Source organism: Rossellomorea aquimaris (genome assembly GCF_000935355.1).
GTDB lineage: Bacteria > Bacillota > Bacilli > Bacillales > Bacillaceae_B > Rossellomorea > Rossellomorea aquimaris_B.
The window spans coordinates 1-306 of record NZ_JXZC01000045.1 but is presented as its reverse complement, the minus strand read 5'-3'; the positions used below and the strand labels follow the sequence as shown (position 1 = coordinate 306).

The window sequence follows — 306 nt, the reverse complement described above, 5'->3', positions numbered from 1 at the left end:
TTGTTCTTTGAAAACTAGATAAAGATATAATTGATAGTCAAGAAATTACCGAGTATCGCCATTTTAGGTTTTAAACCTGATGTAACAACCAATTCGGTTAAGTTATGAAGGGCGCACGGTGGATGCCTTGGCACTAGGAGCCGACGAAGGACGGGACTAACACCGATATGCTTTGGGGAGCTGTAAGTGAGCTTTGATCCAGAGATTTCCGAATGGGGGAACCCATTGTTCGTAATGGAACAATATCCTTACTTGAATACATAGAGTATGGAAGGCAGACCCAGGGAACTGAAACATCTAAGTACC

The 306-nt window shown here is 42.5% G+C and carries 1 rRNA gene; it reads left to right on the top strand.

Annotated elements, in window-relative coordinates:
• Nucleotides 1–95 precede the first annotated feature (95 nt).
• Nucleotides 96–306, top strand: a 23S ribosomal RNA gene (locus TV75_RS21040); the annotation flags it as partial.